Source organism: Streptomyces sp. NPDC085481 (genome assembly GCF_044541845.1).
GTDB lineage: Bacteria > Actinomycetota > Actinomycetes > Streptomycetales > Streptomycetaceae > Streptomyces.
Genome location: NZ_JBITTJ010000001.1, coordinates 990895 through 1011419 on the forward strand (window position 1 = coordinate 990895; position 20525 = coordinate 1011419).

A 20525-nucleotide genomic window follows, 5' to 3' on the forward strand; every position below is an offset into this window, starting at 1 on the left:
CGCTATCGACATATACCCACAACGCAAGGTCAGGGGGCCGCTACCAGGACGTTCGACGGGTCATCAGCGGGTGATGGATTCGGAATGGATGATTCCGGTAGAAGGGCTTCCGCCGTGGGTCGCGCGGCCCTGCGGAACGCCGCCGTACCGCGGCTCAGGTCGTGCCCGACCGCCAGCGCGTGGACGTCCACGAAGGTCTTCCAGCGGCCCTCGTGCTCCTCCTCACGCACCTTCAGCCGCCCGTGCACCACGAGTGGTTCGCCCACCGAGACCGAGGCCGCGAGGTTGGCCCCCAGGGAGCGCCATGCGGAGACCGAGTAGAAGCTGGTGGGTCCGTCCGTCCAGACCGCCCGCTCCCGGTCCCAGCGGCGCGCCGTCACCGCGAAGCGGAACCGGGCCACCCCTCCCGTCGCCGTCTCGCGGTACTCGACGTTCGTCGCGACGTTGCCCACCAGTGTCACCGTCGTCTCGTTCATGTGCCCACTCCTCCCGTTCGGTTCAGATCGCTTTCATGGTGGATCCGAACCGGCCTGCCCGCTGGAGGCTGTGGACAAATGGGGAGTTGGGGACAACTTCGTCACCCGGTCGTGGGCCGCACCGGGCTGTTCCCGGTCATCTCGCGCGGGCGACGCCTCCCCGCGTGGGGCCGAGCCTGGTCCCGCCCAGCCGCGTACCGCCGATCCTGCTCGCCACCCGCGTCGCACCCGAGGCCGTCACGAACTGCTCGCGCACCTCCCGGTAGCGCATGAGCTCCGCCGCGATCGGGTCCAGGACCCGGTCCCGGCCGCACGCGGCCGTCGCCTCGCGCAGGCGGCGTTCGGCCTCCTGCCCGTACCTCCGGGCCGGGCCCCGTACCGCCGCCGCGCAGGCCCACTCCACCAGCGGGCCGCCCACGATCCCGGCGATCATGATCAGGACCGGCGCGAGGATGCCCGGCTCCATGACCCCGACGATCTGGCCCACCAGCCACAGCGCACCGAGGAACTGCAGGCAGGTCATGACCACCTGGGCGAGGACCGCGGCCGGCCACCACGCGGGGCGCGGCGGGCGGGCCGCCGGGTCGCCCATGGACACCGTCAGCTCGTCCAGCGCCTCCGGCAGGCCGTCCGCCCCGCGCAGCGCCGCCTCGCGCACCGCCTGGGCCCACGGGCCCGGCAGTCCGCGCGAGGCCTCGTCGGAGACGATCCGTACCGCCTGCTCGACGCGCTGCCGGGCGGTCAGCTCGTCCTCGACCGGGGCCTGCAGGCGCGAGTCGGTGCTGCCGTGCTCGCGGACCCGCTCGTACCAGCGGTAGAGCCGCAGCCACGGCGTGCCGCAGGCGCGGATGGCGCCGCGCCGCCAGACGCGCTCGGCGGCCTCGCCCGCGGCCTGGGCGCCGACGGCGACCGCGAGCCGGTCGGCGAAGTCCTGCCGGGCCCGCTCGCCGAGCCCGGGGCGGCCGTCCGCGACGTACACCGGCCGCAGCCGGGCCGCGGCGGCGTCCACGTCCGCGGAGATGCGCCGCTCGGGTGCGACGCGCTCCTGGACGAACCGGCCGAGCATGTCGCGCAGTTCGGACACGCCTTCCCCGGTGAGCGCGGAGAGGGCGAGCACGGTGGCGCCCGGCTCGCCGTGCTCGCCGAGCGCCATGCCGTCCTCGTCGAGGAGGCGGCGCAGGTCGTCGAGGACGAGGTCGGCGGCCTCGGTGCCGAGCCGGTCGATCTGGTTGAGGACGACGAAGGTGATCTCGGCGTGCCCGGCGAGCGGCCGCAGATAGCGCTCGTGCAGGGCGGCGTCCGCGTACTTCTCGGGGTCCACCACCCAGATCACCGCGTCGACGAGACCGAGCAGCCGGTCCACCTGGTCGCGGTGGGCGGTGACGGCCGAGTCGTGGTCCGGCAGGTCGATGAGGACGAGCCCCTGCAGATCGGCGTCTGCCGCGCCGCCGGCCAGCGGCCTGCGCCGCAGCCGCCCGGGGATGCCGAGCCGGTCGAGCAGGCCCGCGGCGCCCTCCGACCAGCTGAGCGCGAGCGGCGCGGCGGTGGTGGGGCGGCGCAGCCCGGTCTCGGAGACCGGGACCCCCGCGAGGGCGTTGAAGAGCGTGGACTTGCCGCTGCCGGTCGCGCCGGCGATCGCGACGACCGTGTGCCGCGCGGAGAGCCGCTGCCGCGCCGCGGCCTCGTCGAGCACCCGGCCCGCCTCGGCGAGTGCCTCGCTCTCGACGCGCGTACGGGACAGGCCGACGAGCTCGTGCAGGGCGTCCAGGCGGGTGCGCAGGGTGCCCCCGTAGGCGCCGCCGAGCGGCGGCAGCCCGGCCTCGTCGTCCTCGGCCACGGGCTCCTGCTCGCTCGCGGGGACGGCCCGCTCGGCGGCGCGGCGCGCGATCAGACCGTCGTCCCAGCGGGTGGGCGTGGCGAGGGGTTCGGGAGCGGGGCCCGACTCCCGCTCCCGGCTCGCCTCCCCGTCCCCCTTCTCACCGAGGGACTCGCGTGCGTCGTCGTCCACTGTCACTGCGTCACTTCTCCTTCTTCAGTACGGAGAGCGCGGCGATCAGCTCGGCCTGCGGCTCGGGGGTCACGTCGAGGGCGTCGAGGGGGGCGAGGCGCCGGTCGCGTTCGGTGTGCAGGGCGCGGTCGAGGTACGTGCGCAGCAGCTCGCCGCCCTTGTCGCGCAGGAGCAGGGCGCCCTGGGCGCCGAGGAGTTCGGCCAGCCGGTCGCCGGCGGCCCGGGTGCGGCGGCCGCCGAGGAGGACGGCGGCGAGGAGGCCGGTGAGGGTCTCGGTGTCGGGCGCCGCGGCGGCCCCCCGGCCGGAGCCACGTGCGGAGCCGCGTCCGGAGCCCCCGCCAGAGCCGCCGCCGGAGCCGCCGCCCGAACCGCCCCCCAAGCCCCGTCCCGGCCCCCGGCTGCCCGGCGCCGGGCGCTCCATCCCCCCTACCTCCTCCTCGACCATCTCCTCCAGGACGCGCCGCCAGCGCCGTACGGTCAGCGCGATCCGCTCCCCCGCGTCCTTGCCCGGCGCCGTACGGTCCCGGGGTGCCAGTGCGCCGGCGGCCGGTTCGCGGCGCCAGGCCTCGCGGATCCGCTCGTCGGCGGCGGCGACGGCGCACTGGACCAGCGCGGCGAGGGATTCCACGAGGGCGTCGAGGAGTTCCTCGGCGGAGCTGTCGCGGGGGTAGCCGCGCCAGCGGGTACGGGCGTCCCCCGCCAGGACCGCGCCGCGGCGCAGCTGTTCGCGTACCCGCTGCCCCTGCTCCTCGTACGCGGCCTCGACGGCGCCTCCGAGCCGTACGGCCGCCGCGTACTGCGCCGCGACCGCGCCGGCGAGTTCGGGCATGCGGGTGTCGAGCGAGTCGATGACCCCGGCGGCGGTCCGGCCGACGGCCTGCTGGCGGGCGGCCGGGTCCTGGGCGCAGTGGGCGAGCCAGCCGCGCAGCGGGGCGACGGCGTTGTCGGGCAGCAGGCCGCTGCCGCCGCCCGCGGACTCGGGCAGCTCGGGGATGGTGAACCGGGGCAGGTCGCCGAGCCCGGCCTTGTGGAGCAGGGCCTCGTACTGGCGGGAGACCTCGCCGATGACCTGGTGGGGCACGCGGTCGAGGACGGTGACGAGGGTGGCGTCGTACTCCTTGGCCGTACGGAGCAGGTGCCAGGGGACGGCGTCGGCGTACCGGGAGGCGGTGGTGACCATGACCCAGATGTCGGCGGCGCACATCAACTCGGCGGCGAGCAGCCGGTTCTCGACGACGAGGGAGTCGATGTCGGGGGCGTCGAGGAGGGCGAGCCCGCGGGGCAGGGTGGCGGCGGTCTCGACGCGCAGGGAGTTGTCCTCCGGGGGCTCGTCGGCGGGGTGCTCCTCGTCCTGCTGGGGCAGCCAGACGCGGGTGAGCTGGGGCAGCACCCGCATGCCGGCGAACCAGTGGTGGTCCTCGGGGTGGCAGACCAGGACGGGAGTGCGGGTGGTGGGCCTGAGCACCCCGGCCTCGCTGACCCGGCGCCCGACGAGGGAGTTGACGAGCGTGGACTTGCCCGCCCCGGTGGATCCCCCGACGACGGCCAGCAGCGGTGCGTCGGGATCTTTGAGCCGGGGCACCAGATAGTCGTCGAGCTGGGCGAGCAGCTCGGCGCGGGTCTGCCGGGCGCGGGGGGCGCCTGGGAGCGGAAGGGGGAGACGCACGGCGGCGACACGGTCGCGCAGGGCGGAGAGTGCGTCGATCAGCTGAGGCCGTTCGTCCAAGGTCACCACATGTGAAGAATGCCCAATTTTGGAGGCTTTTTGAAGCGTATAGGGGCCCTGCGCGCCGACCGAACGGATGTGGCCGGGGGCCCCGGGCATAACGAGTGCACAACACCCGGCGCGAGTGGCGCGAAAAGCGCTGCGGGAATCGCACCTGCCTGCGATTATCGGACCGCTTCACCGAACCTCCACATCGTGTCACGCAGGTGAAGCAACCGGGCCAGGGTGATCAGAGCCCTATCCTTGACCCGGCAAGGCCGAACCCCACCAGCCCGTGGGTCCCCGGCCACCCACCGGGCCACCACCGGCCCCCGTAGCTCAGCGGATAGAGCAGGTGCCTTCTAAGCACTTGGCCGCAGGTTCGAGTCCTGCCGGGGGCGCACATTCGAGGACCCTCCTTCGGGAGGGTCTTTTTGCTGGTCGGGGGTGGTTTTCGGTCGGGGCGGGAGGGTCGGGCAGAGGCCCCGGGATGGCGGGATCTGTCCGGCTGAAACCGGCCATGGGCGACCTCCGGCGGTCGTTCGACCCGAAAACGGCCCGAAGTTTCGGGACTATCCCTCCGCAGGGCCGAGGGGGACAAATCGGCATTCGGGTTGAAGCCGCGATCACGCCCGGATCATCCTTGACGTCATGTCTCTCGCCGCCGCGCTCGACGTGTCACACCTGCCCGACTACGCGTACGACTGGGCTCTGGTCGACGTCGAGACGTCCGGCCTGATCGCCCGGCGTGACCGGATCCTCTCGATCGCAGTGCTGACCTTCGGGCCGGACGGGACCCAGACCGATGAGTACTCCACCCTGCTGAACCCAGGCTGCGACCCCGGCCCCGTGCACATCCACGGTCTGACCGCGGAACGGCTGAGCGGCGCCCCGACCTTTGAGCAGGTAGCCGGACGGATCGGAGCGCTCCTACAGGACCGCGTCATGGTGGCCCACAATGCCCAGTTCGACTATGACTTCCTGGCCCATGAGTTCGCGCGCGCCCGGCTCTATCTCCCGGTCACCCAGCGGCTGTGCACCCTGGCGTTGAACCGACGCGTGGAGCCACCCGCCGTCGACCTCAGCCTGGCGTCGCTGGCCGCTCACTACGGCGTGCCGCAGACCAGCGCTCATGACGCGCTGGACGACACGCGCGTCCTTGCGGGGATCTTCCGGTCCTCCCTCTCCGAAGCCGCACGGCTGGACGTCCCGCTGCCGCTGGTGCCCTGCCCTCCCCGACAGGATCCGCAGTTCGCGCCGAACCCGCCGAAGACCCCGTGCGCATACCGGAACCCCGGCCGCCTGACGCCCGGCGGTCCGCTCGTCCAGGGCATGAAGATCGCCATCACGGGCGAGACCGCGACTTCCCGGGCCGAACTAGTGGCCCGAGCCGTCGCCGCCGGCCTGAACATCATGTCGTCGGTCAGCCGGCACACCAGCGCTCTCGTCACCGACGACGCCGCCTCGGGCTCGACGAAGGCACGGCGCGCGCTCGCCGAAGGGGTCACGGTCGTCGACGAACACACCTTCCTCAAGCTGCTGGGAGAGGTGCGTCCCGGGACCCCGCACGAGATTCGGACAACGAAGCGACCCCCGGAATCGACGCCCCCTGCGATGCCCACGCCGCCCCCCGCTGTGCCTGCCGCCGCGACCGCAGACGTGCCGGCCCCCAGGCGGCCCGGGTCCACGCCTTCCGCCAAGCCGTTCGGTCGTCGGCGGGTCCTGATTCTGGGCGGCACCCACGAGGAGGCGTCCGCCGCCCGGGCCAGGGTCGTCGAGCTGGGCGGGGCCGCCGCGATCAACCTCTCGGCGAGCGTCACCGACGTAGTCCTCTTCCCCGGGGGCGAACTCGACCGCCGCATGACCCGCATCACCGCGTTGGGGCTTCCGGTCCACGCCCACGCCTGGCTCGGAGCCCCCGTTCCCGAGTCGCCCGAACTCCACGCCCAGGGCGACGCGATGACCGACGTCCTGCCGCGCGGCGGAGTCATCGACCTTCCCCCACTTCCCACCGCCGGCCGGTGGCACGTGAGTGCCTCCTGGGCACAGCAGACAAACTGCGAGATCGATGTCGTCGCCTTCGTCCTCGACGAGGACGAGCAGGTCTCCTGCGACGGGGACTTCGTCTTCTACAGCGCGCCGGAAAGCCCCGACGGAGCCACCCGTCTCCTCTGCGACGGTCCGACCGAGCAGACCATCGCCGTCGACCTCGCCGCACTGCCTCCCTCCGCGAACAGGATCGCAATCGCCGCCGCCATCGACGGTGTCGCCACCTTCGGGGACATCGGAGCGGTCCAGATGACCCTCGCGCCGGGCATCGATGCTTCGGCTACGGCCCAGGCCACTCTGGATGCCGCAACCAGCGAACGCACCCTGCTCCTGGCCGAGATCTACCGTCGGGGCTCGCACTGGCGCTTCCGCGCCGTCGGCCAGGGCTACGACCATGGTCTGGCAGCCCTCGTACGTGGATATGGCGTCGACGTGGTTTGACCCTCCGGTCAGCGGCCACCTCCAGCCATGGTCTTCCTTGTTCTCAGGGGACGTACCGCGTCGAGCCGGGCGTGCCCGTCATCGCCATCATGGACTGCCGGCGGACGGCGTTGTCCCTGCCGTTCGTCACGATCTCCGGGCCCCTGATCGGCCACGCGGAGCTTGCTCGGTGTACCGGTCACATGCCCTGGCCAGGTGGGCGGTTTCAGGACGCCGGAGCGGGCGTCGGGCGGGGGGCGGTGGGTGGCTCGATCTGTCCGGGTGGAACCGGTCAGCGGGGTCGGCGGCGGCGCTGCCGGCGTGGCGGCTGTCGCGGGCCGATCGGGTGCCGTGGGTTCTAGAGACGGGGGCGGGCGGGTAGAGATTCCGAGCGCATACGGCGCCGTGCAGATCGGAAGGCCATGACGCTCGACATCCAGCGCATTGAGCAGCTCGTTCGGGACGGTGTGCGGGAGCGGGTCTATCCCGGGGCCGTGTGGGCCGTCGGCGATGGTGACGGGGCGGTGGCGAGCGGGGCCGTCGGGGCGCTCGAAGCCGGGCGTGGCGGGGCGGACGCGCGGCTCGACACGCCGTACGACCTGGCCAGCCTCACCAAGGTGATCGCCGTGTGGCCGGTGGTCGGGACGCTGGTCGAGGCCGGCAAGCTCCAGCTGCACACCCCGCTCGGCACCTTCTGGCCCGAGGTCGCCGGGCGTCCGCTGGCCGCCGTGACCCCGCATCAGCTCCTCACCCACACCGCGGGGCTGCCGCTGCGGGCCAATCTGCGGTACCTGTACGGGACCGACCCCCAGGACGTACGGGACGGGGTGCTGCGCGAGGCGCTGCGGCGGCGGCCCGGGGAGGCCGTCGAGTACACCGACCGGGCAGCGCTCGTCCTCGGCTATCTGGCCGAGCACCTCACCGGGCGGCCCCTGGGCGAGCTGGCGGCCGTCCGGATCTGGGGGCCGCTCGGGATGGGCGAGACGCGGTTCGGGCCGCTGCCCGCGGCCGTGGCCGCGCGCTGTGCGCCGACGGAGTACGACGACGAGACCGGCGCCCATCTGCGCGGAACCGTGCACGACTTCTCCACCCGGCTGCTCGGCGGGTCGTGCGGAATAGCGGGTGCCTTCTCCACCGTCGGCGACCTCGGGCGCTTCCTGCGGTACGTGCTCACCCCGGGCCCGGCACCGTTCGGGCCCGGCTGGGTCGCCGAGTCGCTGCGCATCCGTACCGGCGAACTCGCCCCGCCACGCGGCCTGTTCTGGCACCTCGCCCCCGGCACGGGGGTCCGCGAGGACGTGTGGGTGCACTACGGCTTCACCGGCACCGGCATGTGGGTCAGCCCCACCCGCCGCCGTTGGGCCGTGCTGCTCACCAACAAGCTTTACTTCACCCGCGAGACCGGTCCGGTGACGGCGGTGCGCGACGCGTTCCGGGAAGCGGCGTTCGCCCCGTTGTGACCGGATCGGGCCGGGCTCGTTGCACGCCGTAAACAATCACGTTGCGGAGGTGCGCGGCAGTGGGTGACGAGCGGGCAGTGCTGGTCAAGGAGCCGGTGAAGGGGTCGGCGGAGGAGCCGGCGGAGGGGCCGGGCGGGGAGATCGACATGGGCGGTGTGGCGGGTGGGGAGTCGGGCCTCCGCTGCTCGGACAGTGCCCTGCGGGCGGCCCGCGACCTCGGTGCGGGGTGCGTCGTCGCGCACGGGTTCGCCAATCGGTATGCCCTCGCCTCGCGCGCCGACCTCGTCGACGTCGGGCGGGTCAACCGGCTGACGGGGCGCCCTGACGGGCACGTCGGCAGCGTCACCACCGTGCCGTCCGCGATCCCCGGCCTCTTCGACTGGACCCTGCTGCCCGCCGAACTGCCCCGGCGGCAGGTGCGGTCGCTGATGGAGGAGCTGTACGAGCTCGGCCCGTTCGGCTTCCGGGGGCCGGCCGCGGGGTGGGTGCCCCGGCATCTGACCTGCGTCCGGGACGGGGTGACGACGGTGCGGGTCGTGGGACCGGGGCGGGCCTGCCCCTCCAACGCCTTCCTGGGTGCCGCGCTCGAGCGTACCGGCGCGGATCTCCTGTTCCTCGCTGCGGCCAACCGCCCGCACGAGTCGCCCCATTGGCGCGCCGACGGCGTGGTCGCCGACTTCGGGCACGAGTCCGGGGTACGGGTCCTGCCGCACCCCGACGACCTGGCGGCGCGGCGGCGTTATCCGCACCATGAGCCGGTGCCGACGAGTGTGGTCTCGTTCCACCGCCCGGCCGGGCGCGGCCGGTCCGGGCTGCCGGCGCTCACCCTGGAGCGGCACGGTTCGCTGTCGGCCGACCACATCCGGTCGGTCGCCGCCAACCACGGCTTCGCGCTCGCCGTCGCCCCGCAGGCCGCCGGGGGGCGGGCCGTCGCCCGCGCCTATGCGCCGCCGGTGGCGTCGGTGCCGCCGGTCGTGTCAGTGCCGCCAGTGCCGTCGGTGCCGTCGGTGCCGTCGGTGCCGTCCACACCTGCCGTACCCGCCGCAGCGTCCGTGCCTGCCGTACGCCGGTAAGCGCGCAGGAAGGCCGCCACACCGCCTCTCAGGAGGCGGTCGGCCTCGGCGGCCGGGAGTGGCAGGACGCCGTAGTGGGAGCGCTGGACGATCGTCGCCGAGCTGAGCGCCGCGAAGTGGATGCTCGCGAGGGAGGCGTCGCCGTGCAGGTCGAGCAGCCCGCCGTCGGCGAGGGCGGCCAGGGCCTCCCCGAGTGCGGCGGTGACCGGGGCCGGGCCGGCCTCCTGCCAGGCGGCCATGACCTCGGCGGGAACGTGGTCCGCCTCGGCGTGGATGTGCCGGACCAGGGCGAAGTGGTCCGGATACTCGGCGATCAGGTCGGTGAACGCGCGGGCGAGGGCGACCATGTCGCGTTCGAGCGTGTCGGGGTGCGGGAGCCGCTCGGGGTCCAGGATGGCGCGGAGGCGCGCGAGCTGGGCGTCCCGCACCTCGCTCGAGGTCCAGGTGACGACCGTACGGAACAGCTCGGCCTTGCCGCCGGGGAAGTGGTTGTAGAGCGTCCGGGTGGAGACGCTCGCCGCGGCGGCGAGCGAGTCGACCGAGGCGCGCGCGTAGCCCTCGCGGCCGAAGACCCCGCAGGCCGCACGGACGATCACGAGCTGTTTCTCCAGCTTGCGGGGCGGGACCTCGCGCCGGGCGCGTTCCATCCAGGCGTCGTTGCTGCTGCCCATCCACTCCTCCTCGTCGACACCGCAGCGTAGTCGCCACGGCACCCTTCCCCCGTCAAGTACAACGTGCGTTGCATTTTCGACAACGTGCGTTGTACTTTATCGAAGGGCCGGACGCACCCCGGGCGTCCGGAACCGCTACGGGAGGGGAAACCGCCATGTCCGACAGCACTGCCACCCTGAAGAACCTCATCGACTGGCACCACGGGCAGTGGCAGGCCAAACCGGTCGGCTTCGTCTCGTACGGCGGGCTCGGCGGCGGCCTGCGCGCGGTCGAGCAACTCCGGCCGGTCTTCGCCGAGCTGCACGCCACCACCGTCCGCGACTCGGTCAGCCTGCACGGCCCCTGGTCCGGGCTCGGCGAGGACGGCGTACCGCGCGACACGACCATCGCCGAGGGCGCCGCGAAGGGCATGCTCGGCCAGCTCACCTGGTGGGGACGGGCGCTGCGCGACGCCCGGGCCGCCCTGCCCTACGAGGCCTGAGGGGGGAACGCGCCATGAGCACCGCACGACTCCGTACGCCCACGCCGAGCGCGGCGGCCGGCGCCGCGCCCGGCACGCCGCTCGGCCGGGTCCTGACCGTCGTCGTCATCGGCTCCGTCATGTCCGTCCTCGACATGACCATCGTCAACGTCGCCCTGCGCAGCCTCTCCGAGGCCTTCCACGCCCCGCTGGCCACCATCCAGTGGGCCGCCACCGCCTACACGCTCGCGCTCGCCACCGTGATCCCGAGCGCAGCCTGGGCGATGGGGCGGATCGGCGCCAAGCGCACCTACCTCACGGCCCTCGCCCTCTTCACCCTCGGCTCGCTGCTCGCCGCCTTCGCGTGGGACGCGGCCAGCCTGATCGCCTTCCGCGCGCTCCAGGGGCTCGGCGGCGGTCTGCTCATGCCGGTCGGCATGGCGATGGTGATGCGGGCCGCCGACCCGGCGCGGATGGGGCGGGCGATGGCCCTGCTCGGACTGCCCATCCTGGTGGGGCCGGTGGCCGGGCCCACGCTCGGCGGCTGGCTGCTCGACACCGCATCCTGGCACTGGATCTTCCTGGTCAACCTCCCCGTGGGCGCGGCGGCACTGGCCCTCGCGGCACGGCTGCTGCGGCCCGACGCGCCGCGCGCCGGGGGCGGCGCCGCTCCCCGCCTGGACGTGCCGGGGCTGCTGATGCTCTCGCCCGGTCTCGCCCTGCTCCTGTACGGGCTCTCGCTCGGCGGCGAGAGGGGCGACTTCACGGCTCTGGGCGCCCTGCTCGTCGCGGCCTTCACCCGGCGGGCGCTGACGGCCCGTGAGCCGCTGCTCGACCTGCGGCTGCTCCGCGACCGCACCTTCGCCTTCGGGGTCGGCACGCTGGCTCTGTTCACCTGCGGCTACTTCGGCTCGATGCTGCTCGCGCCCATGTACTGGCAGGGCGTACGGGGGTTCAGCGCGACCACGGCCGGACTGCTCGGCGCGCCCGTCGGGCTCACCGTCGGCGTGACCATGCAGATCGCCGCCCGGCGGATCGATACCGTCTCGCCCCGGAAGCTGATCCCCGTGGGCGTCACGATCGCCGCGCTCGGCATGGCCCTGACCGGGCTGCACGCCGGCATGGAAGGCGTGGCGGCGTGGCGGTTGGTGGTCTCGGCGATGGTGATGGGCGCGGGGGCCGGCATGGTCCTGATGCCGGCCATGACCACCGCGAGCCGGGCCCTGCCGAAGGAGCGGATGGCCGCGGCGAGCACCGCGCTGAGCATCAACTCGCAGGTCGGCGCCTCGGTGGGTACGGCCCTGTGCTCGGTCGTGCTCGGCCAGGCGGGTGCGGACCCGGCCGGCTTCCGTACCGCCTTCTCGGTCGCGGCGGTCCTGCTGGCCCTGGCCGTCGTTCCGGCCCTCTTCCTGCCGGGCAGGTCCAGCACCGACTGAGCACGCACCCGCCCCGAACTCCCCAGTCGGTCTTGTTTTCCAACCCGCCACCCCTATAGTGAGTCCAGAAATCAAACGGACTCACTATAGGGGGCGTGGCGTTCCATGGGAGCCAGAAAGCTTCCGGCCCGGCTGGCCGGCCATCCGTCCGTACGCGCCGTGCTCGCGGCCCGGGAGGCGGAGCCCCGCAGCGGGCCGCCCGCGGTGATCGACGCCGCGTGGCTGCGGGAGCTGTGCCTGCGGGCCGGGGCGGACGACGCGGCGGCCGTGAGCCTCGACCACCCCGACCTGGCCGGCGAACGGGAGCACGTGGAGGAAGCGTTGCCCGGGGCGCGGGCGCTCGTCTCGCTCGTGGTGCGGATGAACCGGGACGACGTGCGGTCGGCGGCCCGCAGCGTCGCCAACCACGAGTTCCACCGGGCCGGAGAGCTGGTCAACGACGCCGCCCGCACCGTGGTGCGCGAACTCCAGGACGCCGGCTACCGGGCGGTGAACCCCTCGGCGACCTTCCCCATGGAGATGGACCGATTCCCCGGTCGCATCTGGGTCGTCGCCCACAAGACGGTCGCGGTGGCCGCCGGCCTGGGCGTGATGGGCCTGCACCGCAACGTCATCCACCCGCGGTTCGGCAGCTTCGTCCTGCTCGCCACCGTCCTCGTGGAGGCCGAGGTCTCCTCGTACGGCGAACCCCTCGACTACAACCCCTGCGTGGAGTGCAAGCTCTGCGTCGCCGCCTGCCCGATCGGGGCGATCTCCAAGGACGGCGACTTCGACTTCCTGGCCTGCGCGACGCACAACTACCGGGAGTTCATGGCGGGGTTCACCGACTACGTGCAGACCGTGGCCGACAGCGAGGACGCCGCCGACTTCCGCTCCCGGGTGACGGACGCCGAGAACGCCTCCATGTGGCAGAGCCTCGCCTTCAAACCCAACTACAAGGCCGCCTACTGCCTGGCCGTCTGCCCCGCCGGCGAGGACGTCCTCGGCCCGTACCTCGACGACCGCAAACACTTCATGGACACCGTCCTGCGCCCCCTCCAGGACAAGAAGGAGACGCTGTACGTCCTGCCCGGCTCGCCCGCCAAGGAGTACGCGCAGCGCCGCTTCCCGCACAAGCCGGTCAAGGAGGTCAGCGGGGGCTGGCGGAAGCCGGGGGCCTAGAGACCGCCGGTTCACGCGCCCGCGGACCCGGGGACGGGGGTCCCGGGCCCGCGGTCCTGCCGTATGGACAGGTCAGCTCCTGGCCGCCACGAGCTGCTTCAGCGCGATGTTGAGCCGCAGGACGTTGACCCGGGGCTCGCCGACGAAGCCGAGGATCCGGTCGTCGGTGTGGTCGGCGACGAGCTTGTCGACCTGCGCCGCGGGGAGGTGGTTGACCTCCGCTACCCGGTGGACCTGGAGCTTCGCGTACTCCGGGGAGATGTGCGGGTCGAGGCCCGATCCGGAGGAGGTGACGGCGTCCGCGGGGACGTCGGACGGCTTCACCCGGTAGCCGGCGGTGGAGTTGGCCGTGACGACGGCGGCCTTGGCTTCCGTCACCCACGTGATCAGGTCGGCGTTGTCGCCGGAGCGGTTGGTCGCGCCCGAGAGGATGATCTTGTACTGGGTGTTGACGCTGTTGCTGCCGAGGCCGTTGGACGGGCGCGGCTGGAACCACTTCAGGTCCGGGCTCGCGGTCTCCTCGCCCTCCTTGAGGGGGAGGTCGTAGGTCTGGCCGATGAGTTCGGAGCCGACGACCTTCCCGCTCGCGTCCTCGATCTCGGAGCCGTTCGCCTTGCCGGGGAAGGCGACCTGGGCGACACCCGTGACGGCGAGGGGGTACAGGACTCCCGTCACGACGGTCAGGACGAGGAGGGCGCGCAGGCCCGCCCAGAGCAACCGTCCCGCGTTTCCAACAGAGTTGTTCATGATCCGTCAGCCGATTCCGGGGATGAGGGAGAGGAGCAGGTCGATGATCTTGATGCCGATGAACGGGGCGAGCGGGACGAGCGCGATGATGATCAACGCGTTGAAGACGACCGCGGAGAGGATCGCGGACTCCGGCGAGGACAGCTGCATGACGTTGAGCCGGTCCAGCGACGGGTAGGCGACCGCGAACATCGCGGGGATGATCCTGAAGTACTTCGCGACGTCGTTCGCGATGGAGAAGGTCGTGAGCGCGCCCCGGGTGATCAGGAGCTGCTTGCCGATCTCGACGATCTCGATGAGCTTGGTCGGGTTCGAGTCGAGGTCGACCATGTTGCCGGCCTCCTTCGCGGCCGACGTGCCCGTGTTCATCGCCACGCCGACGTCCGCCTGCGCCAGCGCGGGAGCGTCGTTCGTGCCGTCGCCGGTCATCGCCACTAGCTTGCCGCCGGCCTGCTCGCCCTTGATCAGCGCCATCTTGTCCTCGGGCGTCGCCTCTGCGAGGAAGTCGTCGACTCCCGCCTCCTCGGCGATGGCCTTGGCGGTCAGCGGGTTGTCACCCGTGATCATGATCGTCTTGATGCCCATGCGGCGCAGTTCGTCGAACCGCTCGCGCATGCCGTCCTTGACGACGTCCTTGAGGTGGACGACGCCGAGGATGCGGGCGCCCTCGGCGTCCTCCACGGCGACCAGCAGCGGGGTGCCGCCGGCCTGGGAGATCGTGTCGGTGAGGGTGCGGGCGTCGGCGGCGACCGTGCCGCCGCGCTCCTCGACCCAGGCGATGACCGAGCCGGTCGCGCCCTTGCGGACGCGGCGGCCGGTGCCGTTCTCGGTGAGGTCCACGCCCGACACGCGGGTCTAGGCGGTGAACTCGATCCACGTGGCGTGCGCCAGCTCGCCCTGGTGGCGCTCGCGCAGCCCGTACTTCTCCTTGGCGAGGACGACGATCGAGCGGCCCTCGGGCGTCTCGTCGGCGAGCGAGGAGAGCTGGGCCGCGTCGGCGACCACGGGGCTCATGTCGGGGCTCAGAACCTCTCCGGCTTGACGAGGGCGAGGACGAGGTACCCGAGCAGGGCGGCGGCTACGACCAGGCCGACGATGTTCTCGGCAGTCACAGCTTTGCCACCCCCTTGGCGATGAAGGCCACCAGCGCGAAGATCGCGATCGTGGTGACCACGAAGGCCAGGTCGGCCATCGTGAGCTCCTGACAGGGATGAGAGCGGATTGTCTGACATGACGAGGGAACCGCTTTTCAGCCACGTCACGGCCGTCGTTGACGGGCCCCTAACGCCGCTGATGTCCGTCTTGACGCATCCCCTACGCCGGTTTCGGTCAGGGCGGGTCGGGCACCGCCGTGGGGTACGGGCGCGGGACACCCTGCGGCACGGCCCGGATCCGGAACCGCAGCCGGGAGACCGCCGCGCCCGTCTCCCTCCGCACAGCGCGGGCCCGGCGATTTCGGGGGCTGAAACCCGCGGGTCAGTGCGGTGCGACGAGCTCCACCCCGAGCCAGACGGCACCGAGCCCGGCCGCGATGCTCCCGAGGACGTTGGCCAGCGCGTAGGACCGGGCGCCCGACTCGTACAGCTTCAGCGTCTCGTACGAGAAGGTCGAGTACGTGGTGAGCGCCCCGCACAGGCCCACGCCGAGGAGCAGGCCCGCGCGGCCGGAGGCGACGCCGGCGAGGAGGCCGAGGACGAACGAGCCGACGACGTTGACCGTGAGGGTCCCCCAGGGGAAGACCGAGTCGTGGCGGGCCTGGACGGCGCGGTCGGTGAGGTAGCGCAGGGGCGCGCCGACGGCGGCGCCCAGGACGACGAGCAGCCAGTTCACCCCTGCGACCCCTGCGACCCCTGCGACCCCTGCGACCCCTGCGACCCCTGCGACGGCGATGGTGACGGCGCGGGCTCCCGGCCGCCCGCGCACTGGACGACCTCGCAGGCGTCGAGGAACACGAGACCGCCCGAAACCAGCCCCTCCAGCCGCGGCAGGAAGGCCCGTACCCGCTCCTCGGTGTCCACGATCAGGACCGCGACCGGCAGGTCGTCGCCGAGCGAGAGCAACCTCGTGGTGTGGACGAGGGAGGAGGCGCCGAAGCCCTCGATCCCGCGGAAGACGGAGGCACCGGCGAGACCGGCCGCGTGGGCGCGGTGGACGATCTCGGTGTACAGCGGCCGGTGGTGCCAGGTGTCGCGTTCGCCGACGAGGACGGTCAGGCGCAGGGCGCGGCCCGTGATCCGGGTCATCGCTGCCTCCTTGCAGGTACGGCGCGGGCGGCGGCCCGGGCCGCGGTGACGCCCGCCCAGACCGCGGCGAGCGCGGTGACGGCGGTCCCCGCCAGGTAGAGCAGGGCGCGCGGGACCTCGCCGCCGGCGAGCAGCCGCTGGGCGTCGAGCGCGTACGTGGAGAAGGTGGTGAAGCCGCCGCACACGCCGGTGCCGATGAACGGGCGCAGCAGCGGGTGGGGCGGGGTGGGGGTCTCGGTGGCGAGGACCATGATCACACCGAGGAGCGCGCAGCCTGCCGCGTTGACGGTGAGGATGGTCCAGGGGAAGGCGCCGGCCGGGGTGGGCCAGGCGAGCGTCGCGCCGTACCGCGCGGTGGCGCCGAGCGCGCCGCCCGCGGCGACCGCTCCGACGATCGGAAGCTGGGCGCGGAAGGACATGCCACCAGGTTAGGGCCTGTCCGCCGGACAGCCCTGGGCGGTGACCGGCCGGCCGGGGGCGTGCGGGCCCCCGGCGTCCGGCCGGCGGACCAGGGGTGGACGGACCCCCGGTGCCGGCGGGCGCGCTGGTGGGCGCGCCCGGTGAGCGAGGCGCACAGGCACGGTCCCCGGCCTGGGGCATTAACCGGAGTCCGGCCCGTGCTGCCTCACCATGATGGTCCGGGCCGGGCAGGACACGGGTCAAAGGCGGTGCGGCGAGTCTGTCAGATCCCCCCGCGGGGTATGGCGGTGGTCCGGCCACCATCCGGCGGCCCAGACGGGTGCCGGGTACACCTCCTCCTGGCGGCCGCGACACGCGACGGTAGAGGTGCAGCTGGAGGGGGCTGCGCCATCGTCCGTCAGGAGTGTCGTGAGTGTCGTGAGTACATCCGTCGCAACCAGATTGAGGACCGTCGTCGCGCATCGGGACGCGGCGGACGAGGACGTGTACGGCGAGTTGTGCGCCGCGCTCTTCTCCGGCTTCCCGCGCCGCGACCAGCGTCTCAAGGCCGAGCAGTATCTGAGCGGGCTGCTGACCGCGCAGGGCCGTAAGTCCATCCGTAACATCGCCGCCCAGATCGGCGGGCCCGCCGCCGAGCAGAGCCTGCACCACTTCATCTCCAGCTCCACCTGGGACTGGCGGCCGATGCGGGCCGAACTGGCCCGTTTCGTCCAGCAGAACAGTGCCCCGCAGGCCTGGGTGGTGCGGCCGATGCCGATACCCAAGGCCGGGGAGCACTCGGTCGGCGTCGACCGGCGCTTCGATCCGGAGCGCGGCCAGGTCTTCCGCGGACAGCAGGCGTTCGGGGTGTGGTTCGCCTCGGACGAGCTGAGCGTCCCGGTCAACTGGCGGCTCTTCCTGCCGGACCCCTGGGTCAAGGACCGCACGCGGCGCGATCGTGCGGAGGTACCCGAGGGTGCGGCGGAGGAGACGCTGGAGGAGTGCGCGGTGAACGCGGCGCTCGACACCGCCCGGCTGCCGGAGGTGACCCGCAAGCCGCTGCTGCTCGACATCCGCGGCGGCGCGGGGCGCGCGGCGCTGCACCGGCTCGCCGTCGCGGGCGTCCCGGTGGTGGCCAGGATCGGCGCGGGCTGCCGGCTGACCGTCGCGGACCGCTCGCTGCCCGGCTTCGGTGCCGGCCCGCTGACCGCGCAGCAGATCCTGGAGTCCCTGAAGGGCCTGCGGCGGCCGGTCAGTTGGGTGGACTCGGTGGCCGGGGTGCGCACCTCGCGGACCTCGCTCGCCACGGCGGTACGGGTCACCCTGCCCGTGCCGGCGGGCGAGCGGCAGCGGCCGCTGCTGCTGCTCGGCGAGTGGGACGACCCGCGGCGGGCCCCGGCCCGGCTGTGGATCACCGACCTGACGGGCTCGGCGGTCGGCCCGCTGCTGCGGCTGACGAAGCTGTCGCGGCGGGTGGAGCGGGACTTCCGCGCGGTCGGCGAGGGTGCGGGCCTGCGGGACTTCGTGGGCCGCTCGTTCCGCGGCTGGCACCGCCACATCACGCTGGCCTCGGCGGCCCACGCGGCGACCGTCCTCGCTCCGGACCGCGACACGGCGTACGGCAGGCTCCAGGGCCGCTCGGCGGGCTGATCCTGCGGCGCGACCGGTCCCATGCGGCGGCGCGACTCGCATGCGGATACGGGCCCGGCGGCGCGGCGCGGGCCCGTATCCGCAGACCGGCGGGTCCGTCGGCGCGGGGCCGGCGGGTCCGGCGGCGCGTGGCCGGCGGGTCCGGCGGCGCGTGGCCGGCGGGTCCGGCGGCGCGTGGCCGGCGGGTCCGTCGGCGCGGGGCCGGCGGGTCCGGCGGCGCGTGACCGGTCGCGCGTCCCCGTGAACACCCGTCCGGCACCCCGGCTTCCCCGGGCCCGGGGTGCCGGAGGGGTAGGGCGTGCACACGGCGGTGGGCCGTGCCGTACGGGTAGGGCGTGCACACGGCGGTGGGCCGACGGTTCGGTTCGCCGGGCGCCGGGAGGCGGCTCACGCCCCCGGGCGCTCGCAGGACGGCGTGACCGTGCGGGCGTCGCGCAAGGCCGTGCGCTGGCGGGCGAGGACGTCGCGGGTGCGCTGGAGGCGCAGGGCGAGCTGGACCTCAAGGACCTGGCCCGGCTTCTGCCATTCGGTGCCGAGGAGTTCACCGATCCGCTCCAGGCGGCGCGAGACCGTGTTGGGGTGGACGTGCAGCGCCTCGGCCGCGTTGGTGGGACTGCCACCGGAGGCGAAGTACGCCTCCAGGGTGCGGGTCAGATCGGTGAACCGCTCGGCGTCGTAGTCCAGTACGGGCCCGATCGCCGTCTCGATGAACCCGTCGACGTCGTGGTCGTCCGACAGCAGCAGCCCCAGGAATCCCAGATCCTGCACGGACGCCGCCGCTCCCGCCCCGCCGAGCGCGCCCATCGCGTCCAGGCAGCGCATGGCCTCCAGATAGAGCCGGGCCACACTGTCCTGGCTCCAGCCGGGTCCCGCCGCGCCGACCGACACCGGGTGGCCGAGCAGCGGCGACAGCTCGCCGGAGACGGCCTTGGCGGCGGCGGAGGCGTCCATCCCGGGCAGCAGCAGCACGATGGCGCCGCCCTGCACGGTCTTGAGACCCGACATGCGGTACGCGTACGAGGACGCCCACACGACCGCGCGCCCCTGCTCGCCGCCCTCCGGGCGGGCCACCACCACGACGTGCGGCTTGCGCAGGTCGATGCCGAGGCGGCGGGCGCGCTGGGCGATCTGCTGGGGGGCGTGCTGCGGTTCGGCGAGCAGGTCGTCGAGGAGCTCGTCGCGGACCGGGCCCTCGGCGACGGCGGTGGAACGCTGCATGAGGAGCAGGAACGCCACGGACTGGGCGGCGAGTTCGAGCAGCCGCTCGTCCTCGCCGGTGAGCGGGGTGGCGGCGCGGACGACGAGGACGCCGAGGTCCTCGGAACCGGCGATGACCGGGGCGACCCAGGTCTGGTCGGCGGCGCCGCCGTCCGGGCCGTCGCCGTCCTCCTCGGCTCCCGTCCGGACGGGGCGGCGGCCCGCGTGGGCGTCGAGCGAGGCCTTCGCCACCGCCTCCTCGTCGAGCCCGGGGATGTCCCCCGCGGAGGCGAGCGTGCGGCCCCCGGGGTCGCGGACGAGGACCGCGCCGTCGAGCGCGTCACCGGCGGCCTTGGCCACGTTGCGCAGGTCGCCGCCGGCCAGGATCAGGTTCATGATGCGGCTGTGCGCCTCGCCGATGTAGCGCATGCGGGTGAGGCGGGTGCGGGCGCGGGAGCTGTCCCGTTCGAGCTCGGTGACCTCGGCCCTGGACTGGGCGAGGAGGCCGGCCTTCTCCGTGGCGACGGCTGCGAGGTCGGCGAGCGCGGCGATCAGCCCGATCTCCTCGTCGGTGTAGCGGCGGGCGGTGCGGTCGGCGCCGTAGAGCACGCCGAGCACGGTGTCGCCCGCCCGCAACGGCACGGCGACCATGGCCCGCAGGCCCTCGCCCCGTACCAGTTCGTCCATCGCGGCCGTATGCGCGAAGCTCCCGTCGGCGAGGTAGTCCTCGGTCCAGGCGGGCCCGCCCCGGGCATGGGCGTGGCCGCCGAGTCCGTCGGCGTCGAAGAGCGCGGGGACGGCGGTCGGGTCGACCGGGCTGAGGGCGCCGTCGACGCTGTGCGGCAGTCGTCCGCCGTGGGCGCCGCGCAGGGTGACGCAGGCGAGGTCGAGGCCGAGCAGCCGACGGGCCCGGCGGGTGACCACCCGCAGCAGGCCGTCCAGGTCGTACGGGTGGGTCAGGTCCCGCGCGGTGTCGACGAGGGCGGCGAACCCCGCCTCGCGCTGGCCCTGGGCCGTCAGGGAGCGGCTGACGCCCGTGGCGAGGTCGACGGCCTTGTGCAGGGAGGCGAGCCGGTCCTCGGGGAGGCCCGCCGCCCGGGCCTCGTCGAGCAGTTCGGCGAACCGCTCCGGCGGGGCCTGCCCGGCCAGCAGCTCGAGGACGGTGAGCGCGTCGGCGGCCCCGTCCCCGTCCGCGCTGTGGTTGGTCATGCCTCAACTCCCGCTGTTGAGCAGAATCGGGCACCTCAGTGGAAACCCGTACCCCTGGCCGAAACTAATTCGGTCGTCGACGTCGGTCAACGGTGAGTTCGACCACTTCATTCCCGTTCGCTCCGGTACGTCGGACGGAGCGTCAGTCGGTCGCCTCGGA

Annotated in this window: 15 protein-coding genes, 1 tRNA gene and 3 pseudogenes; 8 read left to right on the forward strand and 11 right to left on the reverse strand. The window is 73.5% G+C overall.

Translation table 11 applies throughout. The features are described from left to right. Window positions 1-29: 29 nt before the first annotated feature. From ACIGEZ_RS04570 to ACIGEZ_RS04580, 3 genes are all read right to left on the reverse strand, one after another. A complete protein-coding gene (locus ACIGEZ_RS04570; RefSeq protein ID WP_399825572.1) occupies window positions 30-476 on the reverse strand; it encodes a single-stranded DNA-binding protein in 447 nt (148 codons plus the stop codon). Window positions 477-612: 136 nt separating this feature from the next. Beyond that, window positions 613-2490: a GTPase gene (locus ACIGEZ_RS04575; protein WP_399825575.1), complete on the reverse strand. Its 1878-nt coding sequence runs from the start codon at window positions 2488-2490 to the stop codon at window positions 613-615. A gap of 4 nt (window positions 2491-2494) precedes the next feature. Next, window positions 2495-4210, reverse strand: coding sequence for a dynamin family protein (locus tag ACIGEZ_RS04580; RefSeq protein WP_399825578.1), 1716 nt, complete (start codon window positions 4208-4210; stop codon window positions 2495-2497). Window positions 4211-4517: 307 nt separating this feature from the next. Here ACIGEZ_RS04580 and ACIGEZ_RS04585 point away from each other — a divergent pair. The 4 genes from ACIGEZ_RS04585 (at window position 4518) to ACIGEZ_RS04600 (ending at window position 9191) form a co-directional block, all read left to right on the forward strand. Continuing rightward, window positions 4518-4590, forward strand: a tRNA-Arg gene (locus ACIGEZ_RS04585). A gap of 250 nt (window positions 4591-4840) precedes the next feature. After that, window positions 4841-6679, forward strand: a complete 1839-nt coding sequence (locus ACIGEZ_RS04590) for a TerD family protein (RefSeq protein WP_399825580.1) — start codon at window positions 4841-4843, stop codon at window positions 6677-6679. 401 nt (window positions 6680-7080) lie between these two features. Beyond that, a complete protein-coding gene (locus ACIGEZ_RS04595) occupies window positions 7081-8118 on the forward strand; it encodes a serine hydrolase domain-containing protein (RefSeq protein ID WP_399825583.1) in 1038 nt (345 codons plus the stop codon). Window positions 8119-8177: 59 nt separating this feature from the next. Then, window positions 8178-9191, forward strand: a complete 1014-nt coding sequence (locus ACIGEZ_RS04600) for a hypothetical protein (protein ID WP_399825584.1) — start codon at window positions 8178-8180, stop codon at window positions 9189-9191. A gap of 53 nt (window positions 9192-9244) precedes the next feature. Here the strand turns inward: ACIGEZ_RS04600 and ACIGEZ_RS04605 are convergent. Further along, window positions 9245-9862, reverse strand: a pseudogene (locus tag ACIGEZ_RS04605) (TetR/AcrR family transcriptional regulator); the annotation flags it as partial. Between the two features lie 170 nt (window positions 9863-10032). Between ACIGEZ_RS04605 and ACIGEZ_RS04610 the strand changes: the two are divergent. From ACIGEZ_RS04610 to ACIGEZ_RS04620, 3 genes and pseudogenes are all read left to right on the forward strand, one after another. Next, window positions 10033-10344 (forward strand): annotated as a pseudogene (locus tag ACIGEZ_RS04610) (NADPH-dependent FMN reductase); the annotation flags it as partial. Between the two features lie 14 nt (window positions 10345-10358). Continuing rightward, window positions 10359-11759 (forward strand): DHA2 family efflux MFS transporter permease subunit, encoded by a 1401-nt coding sequence (locus ACIGEZ_RS04615; RefSeq protein ID WP_399825586.1) that lies wholly within the window; start codon window positions 10359-10361, stop codon window positions 11757-11759. 105 nt (window positions 11760-11864) lie between these two features. Continuing rightward, window positions 11865-12920, forward strand: coding sequence for a 4Fe-4S binding protein (locus ACIGEZ_RS04620; RefSeq protein WP_399825589.1), 1056 nt, complete (start codon window positions 11865-11867; stop codon window positions 12918-12920). A 72-nt stretch (window positions 12921-12992) separates the two neighbouring features. Here ACIGEZ_RS04620 and ACIGEZ_RS04625 read toward each other — a convergent pair whose 3' ends face one another. From ACIGEZ_RS04625 to crcB (ACIGEZ_RS04650), 6 genes and pseudogenes are all read right to left on the reverse strand, one after another. Then, on the reverse strand, window positions 12993-13667 hold the full coding sequence (locus ACIGEZ_RS04625) for a potassium-transporting ATPase subunit C (RefSeq protein WP_399825592.1): 675 nt from the start codon (window positions 13665-13667) through the stop codon (window positions 12993-12995). Between the two features lie 6 nt (window positions 13668-13673). Beyond that, window positions 13674-14669, reverse strand: a pseudogene (locus ACIGEZ_RS04630) (HAD-IC family P-type ATPase); the annotation flags it as partial. A 20-nt stretch (window positions 14670-14689) separates the two neighbouring features. Next, the gene (gene kdpF, locus ACIGEZ_RS04635) at window positions 14690-14779 is read right to left on the reverse strand and encodes a K(+)-transporting ATPase subunit F (RefSeq protein WP_361896819.1); all 90 of its coding nucleotides are present in this window, start codon (window positions 14777-14779) and stop codon (window positions 14690-14692) included. Between the two features lie 364 nt (window positions 14780-15143). Continuing rightward, window positions 15144-15497 carry a fluoride efflux transporter CrcB gene (gene crcB / locus ACIGEZ_RS04640; RefSeq protein ID WP_399825594.1) on the reverse strand — a complete coding sequence of 118 codons (354 nt, stop codon included), beginning with the start codon at window positions 15495-15497 and terminating at the stop codon, window positions 15144-15146. After that, window positions 15494-15910, reverse strand: a complete 417-nt coding sequence (locus ACIGEZ_RS04645) for a DUF190 domain-containing protein (protein WP_399825596.1) — start codon at window positions 15908-15910, stop codon at window positions 15494-15496. Before ACIGEZ_RS04645 ends, crcB (ACIGEZ_RS04640) begins: the two co-directional genes overlap by 4 nt. Further along, complete coding sequence (gene crcB / locus ACIGEZ_RS04650; protein WP_399825598.1) at window positions 15907-16329, reverse strand: fluoride efflux transporter CrcB; 423 nt, start codon at window positions 16327-16329, stop codon at window positions 15907-15909. Before crcB (ACIGEZ_RS04650) ends, ACIGEZ_RS04645 begins: the two co-directional genes overlap by 4 nt. Before the next feature lie 418 nt (window positions 16330-16747). Between crcB (ACIGEZ_RS04650) and ACIGEZ_RS04655 the strand changes: the two genes are divergently transcribed. After that, complete coding sequence (locus ACIGEZ_RS04655) at window positions 16748-17959, forward strand: IS701 family transposase (protein WP_399825600.1); 1212 nt, start codon at window positions 16748-16750, stop codon at window positions 17957-17959. Window positions 17960-18346: 387 nt separating this feature from the next. On the opposite strand, the gene ACIGEZ_RS04660 is transcribed toward ACIGEZ_RS04655, so the two are convergent. Next, window positions 18347-20365 (reverse strand): helix-turn-helix domain-containing protein, encoded by a 2019-nt coding sequence (locus ACIGEZ_RS04660; RefSeq protein WP_399825601.1) that lies wholly within the window; start codon window positions 20363-20365, stop codon window positions 18347-18349. Window positions 20366-20525: the final 160 nt, after the last annotated feature.